Raw genomic sequence first — 8,189 nt, forward strand, 5'->3', positions numbered from 1 at the left:
TGAGACCACTATAACACCCTGACTCTGACTCGTGTACGACTCATCTCCATCGGACGGTGGTTCGGTACTGTCCGAAAACGGACCAATCCAAACTGGCCTTCATTTCTCTGTTTTAGGCTGAATCGACACCACTGGAGGGTTAGTCACCGATTGCGTGATAATGTGGAGGAGAAGGACGATAGCGGTGACGACAGTCAGTAAGACGTGTACTCGTCGCCATCGAGAAAAGAGGGTCTCTTTGGTGACGGTCAGCAAACGGCCAACGACTGATGGTTTCTCATCTCCTCGTCCAAGGCAGACGACGTGTCGATGCAGATATCGACCGTACAGACCACTCACCACCTCTACACCAAGTAACACAGCAACCGCGAGACCGAGACCTTCCCACTCTTCGACAGCAATGAAGTGCGGCAGCGTTAGCCCCGTCCCGATGAGAACAATCCACTGGTGTGTTTGTAACTGATATCGACGGTATCGCACCGGCAGCAATCGCTTTCGCTTTACAAGACTATAACCAAGGACACCGACGACAAGAAGGACAACGCCGGCTTCGACCACACCGATGTACGGGGCTTCACCCACTTCACCACCAAGTCCCCACCAGTCTCCAATCAGACTAGCGCCTGTCTCATCTTCTTCCGAATCTTCTGCATCTTCACTCTCCTCTTCGTCACCGCTCAATCCATTCACGTCCTCAGCAGGAGATAGCGACTGTTCTGTTGAGTCGAGATTTTTCACAACTGCATTTTCACCATTTACTGGCGATGCTCCCACGTGAACTGTGCCGACTCCACTAACGACCAGAAGGAGTACAACGACCAGACCTGCTCGCCGTAAACGATTCTCCATGGAAACACGTAGATACGTCTCGGAAAAGTTCGTTCGCGTCCAATCATCGAATTGAATCGCAATCTCTGATCTGCGGGTCTCGGCTGAGATCGCTCCATATCGAATGGATTCGATAGCTGTACGAAGATTCGAGGGTTGGACGCGAACGGCTTACTACGCCTGTATCCACCTTCTATCTGTAATGGCAGAACGCAACGACCGACACGTCAAGGGTAGCGATTCTACAACGGGGTACAACTAATCATGCGCATTCCAGTCCCCAATAACAAACTCGTTGCCTTTACGCTGGCAGGCGCCCTCCTCACCGCAGTCGTGGCCGGTGGCCTTGCGTTGCCCGGCGTTGGCCTCGGGCAAGCTGGCGAGCAATCTGACTCGCCTGGAACGTCCGCGTCGGACGCATCACAACAGGCTGCTGCCGATGCCCCCACGCCCAACCAGGACTTCACGCCAGCAGTCCAGACGCAATCTGGCTACGAGGACGAGGAACACGAAGAGTATGAAGAACACGAGGAAGACGAAGACCACGAAGAAGAATACGAGGAGGAAGACGAGAACGACGAACACGAAGAGGACGAGTGACCGAGATGATGGGATCGCTCGCATCGCTCACCGAACGGTTCGGAGACACTCGCCGCGAGTTCGACTGCTGTGATACGACGTTTCGGGTCCACGCGACGGGCATCCGGGCCGACACTGCGGTGACTGCGGCACGAGACACGGCTGAGTCACTCGAAGCACAACTGAACGCCTTCGATGAGGCGAGTGCCGTCACCCATCTCAACCGCGAAGGTGAGGTTGTGAACGACCACGTCGCCCGTATCGTCTGCCGTGGACTCGAATACAACGATCGAACCGAGGGAGTGTTCGATATCCATCAGGGCCGCGTCGAACAGGAACTCAAAACGTTCCTGCGTGGCGACAGTGAAACACCACCCGCAGGATTCGACACCGGAATTGTCCGCGTCAGCGGGTCTCAGGTCACTACCGATGTCGAACTCGACCTCAATGGTCTCGCGAAGGGGTACATCGTTGACCGGGCCAGCGAAGCACTCGCAGGTCTTGGTCGACGTGGGTTCGTCAGTGGTGGTGGAGATATGTCCCCGCCGACCGGCCCAGTGGCCATCGAGAGCCCGTACGGCGACGACACACCGCTGAAGATTCTGGACACGGATTGGTCTGTCGCGACGTCTGGAGGATACCGACGCTCCCGAAACGGCACGGACCACATCTACGACTCGACCACCGAGTCGCTCGGCTCGCGTCACGAGTCCGTTACCGTCGTCGCGCGTCGAGACTGCATGGAGGCTGACGCCCTGGCGACGACGCTGGCCGCACTCCCCCTCGACGAGGCACGTCAATTAGCCGCCGAATGGGACGGATTAGAGGCGCTGATCGTTCACGACGGCGTCTTCCACACGACAGCGAGGTTCGATACACATGTCATGGACGCATAAGCAGCGAATCACCGTCGTCGCGATCGTCGTTCTGGTCGTGGCCGTGCCGGTCCTGTGGCAGATTGACGACGTCCGGGCCACCCAGGCGACTGAGAAAGTACAGAGCGACCTCGTCGATCAGACCGTTTCGGAGAGACAGGCACCGGCAGATTACGACGGAGATGGCATCAACGACTCCGCCGACAAGTGTCCGACCCGCCCGGAATCAGTGAACGGGTTTCAAGACTCGGACGGCTGCCCCGATGTCGTCGAGACGACGGGAGCATCGTAATGTCACAACTCGTCTGGCTCCTAGATCGCGGTGCCGCACTCGTCACATACCCGTTGCTGTACCTGGCCGTACTCACAGGTGTCCTCTACAACACGGAGTCGTTCGGCGTACTCCACGAGGCCGCTCAACGCATACACATCGAACTATCGGTGTTCGCGATGATCGTCACGCTGCTACACGCGGGCCTCGGCGTCCTCGACGCGTGGTTCGTTGTCACTGGACAGGTTCCGGCTCCGACGTACTCGATACCGTACTTCCTCGGCGGCGTCGCTGTGGGTGCGGGGGCGCTGCTCATGCTCGTCGTCGCGGTGCTGGGCTTTACCGACGCGAAACGCTTCGAGCGGCCGTGGGGACCACGCGTCGTCCACTCGTTCGCGTACGCCGGATTCGCCTTCGGGACGATTCACGCGGCCGCAATCGGGACTGATCTGACGGGACTCGTCCGTCCCCTGCTGGGGCCCTCAGTAGCGTTTCTCGTGTACGTGCTCCTGTTGCGCCTGCTGGTGCTTCGAGGGATGCCGTCGAACGCGACGACGAGCTAATAGCCGTCCCACAGGCCCAGCATCCGGTCGACGACTTTGTCGGTGAACGAGCGTTGGTGAACCGTGTAGAGGTATTTGATCCTGTCAGGATCGTTAATCTCGTAGACGACGCTCCGGCCGTCGCGTTCTTTCGTGACGAGGTTGGCCTCGGCGAGCTTCGAAAGATGCCACGAGACGGTCGATTGCGCCTTGTCCACGCGGTCGCTGAGCTCGGTTGTCGAGAGCGGGCCGTCTGTGAGGAGGTGTGCGAGGATGCGGCGACTGTACTCTCGTCGCAACGCGTTCATCACTGCTCGATCGGCTTCGTCGAACTCGGCGGCGGGGTAGTACCGCGTGTACTTGCCGTCGTCCGAGACGTCGATCAGGCCCTCGTCAGCGAGCCAGCGGAGGTGATACTGGAGCGTTCCCTGCGCGTACTCAAGATCGTTGAGAAGCGCGCGAAAGTGACGCCCGGCGTGTCGGCTATCCGCTGGTAGATCGCCCGCCGAGAGTCCAGTTCGAGGTCCGGATCCGACATTGCTCAGTCCCGCGTGAGAGCGACGAAGAACGCCAGGAGGCCACCGAGGATCAGGATCGCACTCGCGTGTTCGAGCAATTCGAGCGTCGCGTACGGGATATACGGGAGCAGCGGGTACTCGAGAAACACGATGAGTCCGTAGACGGCAAACATCGCGTACCCGAGTGTGACAATTCGCATCCGACTATCGCGTTCCCGGCGCCACGCGAGGAAACTGAGGACGCTGAGCCCCCCTGCGAGGACGAAGATACCGAGACTGACGTACTGTTCGAGGAGTTGCGCGAGTGGCATACTATTTGTATACAGGTCCGGTGAGATGACTCGGCGATTGATACATCTCAACTGAAGGGGGGTATCCGGCAAAACGATTGGCGTTCAATCGTCGAATCGGCTCATCGAACGCGGGCAGGAATCGTGGGCCTACAATCGGGACGGTACGGAAACTCAATCGTAAACCGTCTCCCGGTCAATCGTCGAACCGCAGTAGACGCAACCCGTTCAAACTGACGAGGACGGTCGAGCCCTCGTGGCCGACGACCGCGAGCGGAAGCGGAATTCCCGTGGTGAGGATCGCGGTCACCATGATCGCGATTGCGCCGAAGGCAATCCCGAAGTTGACGTGCAGCGTACGTCGGGCCTTCCGACTGAGTGCGAATGCATAGGGGAGTCGGCTGAGTTTGTCCGACATAAGCACGATGTCGGCTGTCTCGAGAGCCACGTCGGTCCCGGCACCGCCCATGCCGATGCTGATGTCCGCCGTCGCCAGCGCTGGGGCGTCGTTCACCCCGTCTCCAACCATCGCGACGGCCTCGTGGTGTTCCTGTAGCGACTCAATATGGTCGATCTTCTCCTCGGGAAGCAGCTCGGCATACACCTCGTCGATGCCGAGTTCCTCTGCGGTGTATTGGGCGACGCGATCGTTGTCGCCAGTGAGCATGACGATCTGTTCGACGCCCTGCTCTCGGAGTTGCTCGATAGTCTCTCTTGCGTCGGATCGGATCGTGTCGGTGAACGCAAGCCAGCCCAGCACGCTCAGTTGGCCGTCCACCTCACCGACCACGATGACGCTCGTCTCCCCGTTCTGTTCGAGGTCACGCACGGCGTCGAGACCCGCCTCAAGGCCGTCGGTAGAGCGGTCGGCCAGCACAGTCTCGACGTAGCGTGGGTTCCCGATGTGGATAGTCTGGCCCTCCACGGTCGCGTGGACGCCCTTGCCGACGACGGCCTCAAAGTCACTGGCATCGGGGATGTCGAGCGAACTGGCTTCAGCGGCCTCAACAGTCGCCTCAGCGAGGTGGTGTTCCGAGCGAGACTGGACCGCTGCTGCGAGCGTTAGCAGCCGATCCTCTGTCAACGACCCAGTGGACCGGGAGCTGTCCTCGATCACCTCGGTTTCGATACCTCCGTCAGTCGACATGAGAGCGCCGTCACGCGTATGCAGTTCGGTCAAGCGCGTGTTGCCTTCGGTGAGCGTTCCTGTCTTGTCGAAGGCGACGGCGTCGGTGTTACCAGCGGTCTCGATGTGTTCACCGCCCTTGAATAGGAGGCCCTGTCGCCCGCCCGCGGAGATGGCCGAGAGTACGGCCGCCGGCGTCGAGATGATGATCGCGCAGGGCGATGCCGCGACCATGAGCGTCATTGCGCGATAAAACGTCGGCTCGAACGGGCGATTCATGAGGACCATCGGAACCGCGATAGCGAGCGCGGTCATCGCGAACACACCCAGGACGTACGGTTGTTCGAGCCGATCGAGGAGTTGCTGCGTCGGCGCTCGCTTCTCCTGGGCCTCCTCAACCATGCGAATGAGGCGGGAGAGAGCGGACTCGTTGGGCTCCCGGGTGACGCGCACCTCGAGGCTGCCCGACTCGTTGATCGTGCCGCTGAAGATATCGTCACCGGGTTCTTTCGGGACGGGGACTGACTCGCCGGTGAGTGATGATTGATCGACGGTACTCTCGCCGGCCTCGACCATCCCATCCAGTGGGATTCTGTCGCCGGGGCGGACGACGAACACGTCGCCGACCTCGACATCATCTATGTGAGTCTCTTTTTCCTCACCCTCGTCGAGGACCTGTGCGGACTCCGGTCGCATCTCGACCAGGGATTTGATCGCCGATCGTGAGCGCCCGATAGCGTACTCTTCAAGGACGCCCGACAGCGAGAACAGAAAGAGGAGCATCGCGCCCTCGAACGGCGCACCGATGTAGAGCGCGCCAAGTGCTGCGACGATCATCAGAAAGTCGATTTCTATCGCGGGCTCCCGAAACGCCTCAATGCTCTCTTTGAGCCCGTACCAGCCACCGAACACGTACGCGGCACCGTAACAGCCCCAGACGACCCATGATGGTGCACTGGCCCAACTGCCCACCAGTCCACCGATCATTCCGAGAAGAGTAATCGCGACGAACACAACCTGGCGCAGAATCTCCGGCCGTTCCGTTAACGCCACGAGACGGTCAAGCGTGTCCGATGTCGAACTCGAAGGGACGTCCATATTAGGCGGTTATCCTCATGGGGGAATAAGGTTTGTTAATCCAAATCTAGTTTTTGGATAACCTAAATTTAGTTTACCAAAACGTTAGGTTCACCTAGAACCCTCTGACGCTCCTTGGATATAACTAATATGATATATCATTAATTCAGGGCGATAGAGGGTTGCGATAGGCTGTGAATAGCGCTGCCGACAGCAATTTAGATATCTCGGCTAACTTCATCTCGCCAGTCGACGGACGCTGAGCAGCACACTCATTCCAGTTCGCCACAAAATTAGCGTATGACCGACCATATTCTCGTCGCCTACGACGGCTCCCCGCTTTCAGAGCGTGCGCTCACGTACGCTATCGAGACCTTCTCTGATGCATCCATCACCACGATATACGTCATCAATCCGATTGACTCGGTTATCGACGTGGAGGCTGGCGGCTTACCAGTCGCGGAGGACTGGTACGACAATGCGAAAGAACGAGCAACCAGACATCACACGACGGCCACGGACCTCGCAGCGGACCGGAATACCGAACTCGATACCGTCACTGAAGTCGGAAAACCGGCACGAGCGATCCTCGAATACGCTGACGAGCATAACATCGATCAAATCGTTATGGGCAGTCACGGCCGCTCAGGAATTGACCGTACACTTCTCGGAAGCGTTGCCGAGAAAGTCACCCGCCGAGCACGGATCCCGGTGACCATCATCAGCTGAGTTGCTCGGAACAGAAGGACAGGAGCACGCTCCAGAGTGAGAAAATGAGTTTCAATTGACATATAGACAATGAAAAATCAACACCCAACGTATGGAGAGATCGCGTGACTGTTACTGAATCACCCCCGCTATCGACGTGTGCGTTTCAGATCGAACGACGGGGTGGTCGTGGCGAAGCGGGGGCACGAGCACTCAAACGACATCTCCGGGACAAACCTGGCGTCCACGACGTCGACATCTCGTTCCGAACGAGGAGCGTTCGGATTACCTACGATGAGAGCGTCACCTCAGCGGAACAGCTTCGAGATGCGGTCCGCGACCGTGATGTCTCGATCCAGGACGACTCTGAGACGGCACCCAACGAGGTGACCTCTCGCTCGGAACTCAGACGTGAGGCAGTGTTCGTCGGGTTGACGCTGGTCGGCATGGTGACCGGCCTGGCGACAGGGTGGCTCAACGGCCCGCCACTGCTCATGTGGGCCAGCTACGGCGTTGCGTACCTCTTCGGCGGCTGGTACGGGCTCAAAGGAGCGATTCAGACGCTCCGCCACCGTGCGGTCGATATCGACCTGTTGATGATCGTCGCTGCGCTCGGCGCGCTCTCGATCGGGGCCCCGTTCGAGGGTGCGATGCTTCTGTTCCTCTTTTCGCTATCGAACACACTCCAACACTACGCGATTGGCCGCTCACGCCGGGCGATCAAGTCGCTCGTCGAGATGCGACCGGACGAAGCGCAAGTCCTGCGCGACGGTCAAGAAGTTACGGTTCCCATCGACGAGGTCGCCGTCGGTGACGTGTTCGTCGTCCGTCCCGGCGACAAGATCCCACTTGACGGCATCGTTACGGCCGGGGAGGGAACGGTCGACCAGGCCTCGCTCACCGGCGAGTCAGTCCCCGTCCCGAAGGAACCTGGCGACGACGTGTTCGGCGGAACGATCAACGAGAGTGGGAGCCTCGAAATCGAGGTCACTCGGCAGGCCCACGAATCAGCGATCAGTCGCCTCATCACCATGGTCGAAGAGGCCCAGAGCGAGAAGGCCCTGACACAGCGGCTCATCGACCGCCTTGAACAGCCATACGTCCTCGGCGTGTCGCGCTCACAATCGCGGCTATCGGAATTCCGCTCGCGGTCGGAAGTGAGTTCACGAGTACGTTCTACCGCGCGATGACCCTGATGGTCGCCGCCTCGCCGTGTGCGGTCATCATCTCGACGCCCGCGGCGGCCTCTCAGCAATCGCCTCCTGGCGGCAGGCAGGGCGTGCCTCTTCAAAGGCGGGCGACACGTCGAGACCGCGGCACGTATCGATGCGGTCGCATTCGACAAGACGGGAACGCTCACGCGGGCGGAGACGCA

The 8,189-nt window shown here is 59.4% G+C and carries 8 protein-coding genes and 2 pseudogenes; 6 read left to right on the top strand and 4 right to left on the bottom strand.

Features of this window, described 5'->3' with window-relative positions:
• Positions 1–99: 99 nt before the first annotated feature.
• Entirely contained in the window at positions 100–849 is a 750-nt protein-coding gene (locus GJ632_RS16600; RefSeq protein ID WP_197428044.1) for a hypothetical protein, read from the bottom strand.
• A 243-nt stretch (positions 850–1,092) separates the two neighbouring features.
• Here GJ632_RS16600 and GJ632_RS22325 point away from each other — a divergent pair, with 243 nt between their 5' ends.
• The 4 genes from GJ632_RS22325 to GJ632_RS16620 are packed head-to-tail and all read left to right on the top strand — an operon-like array spanning position 1,093 to position 3,116.
• Positions 1,093–1,428, top strand: a complete 336-nt coding sequence (locus GJ632_RS22325; protein WP_197428045.1) for a hypothetical protein — start codon at positions 1,093–1,095, stop codon at positions 1,426–1,428.
• Positions 1,429–1,433: 5 nt separating this feature from the next.
• A complete protein-coding gene (locus GJ632_RS16610; protein WP_191453534.1) occupies positions 1,434–2,303 on the top strand; it encodes an FAD:protein FMN transferase in 870 nt (289 codons plus the stop codon).
• Entirely contained in the window at positions 2,287–2,574 is a 288-nt protein-coding gene (locus GJ632_RS16615) for a thrombospondin type 3 repeat-containing protein (protein WP_191453535.1), read from the top strand. Before GJ632_RS16610 ends, GJ632_RS16615 begins: the two co-directional genes overlap by 17 nt.
• Positions 2,574–3,116: a hypothetical protein gene (locus GJ632_RS16620; protein ID WP_191453536.1), complete on the top strand. Its 543-nt coding sequence runs from the start codon at positions 2,574–2,576 to the stop codon at positions 3,114–3,116. The genes GJ632_RS16615 and GJ632_RS16620 overlap by 1 nt, the downstream gene beginning before the upstream one ends.
• On the opposite strand, the pseudogene GJ632_RS26035 reads toward GJ632_RS16620, so the two are convergent.
• From GJ632_RS26035 to GJ632_RS16635, 3 genes and pseudogenes are all read right to left on the bottom strand, one after another.
• Positions 3,113–3,633 (bottom strand): annotated as a pseudogene (locus GJ632_RS26035) (winged helix-turn-helix transcriptional regulator). The gene GJ632_RS16620 and the pseudogene GJ632_RS26035 overlap by 4 nt on opposite strands.
• A 3-nt stretch (positions 3,634–3,636) precedes the next feature.
• Positions 3,637–3,924, bottom strand: a complete 288-nt coding sequence (locus GJ632_RS16630; protein WP_191453537.1) for a hypothetical protein — start codon at positions 3,922–3,924, stop codon at positions 3,637–3,639.
• Between the two features lie 175 nt (positions 3,925–4,099).
• Entirely contained in the window at positions 4,100–6,127 is a 2,028-nt protein-coding gene (locus GJ632_RS16635) for a heavy metal translocating P-type ATPase (protein ID WP_191453538.1), read from the bottom strand.
• Positions 6,128–6,406: 279 nt separating this feature from the next.
• On the opposite strand from GJ632_RS16635, the gene GJ632_RS16640 reads away from it, so the two are divergent.
• Positions 6,407–6,835, top strand: a complete 429-nt coding sequence (locus tag GJ632_RS16640) for a universal stress protein (protein WP_191453539.1) — start codon at positions 6,407–6,409, stop codon at positions 6,833–6,835.
• 104 nt (positions 6,836–6,939) lie between these two features.
• A pseudogene (locus GJ632_RS25505) lies at positions 6,940–8,189 on the top strand (heavy metal translocating P-type ATPase); the annotation flags it as partial.

It is taken from the genome of Halogeometricum sp. CBA1124 (assembly GCF_009741955.1).
In the GTDB taxonomy this organism is placed as follows: Archaea; Halobacteriota; Halobacteria; order Halobacteriales; family Haloferacaceae; genus Halogeometricum; species Halogeometricum rufum.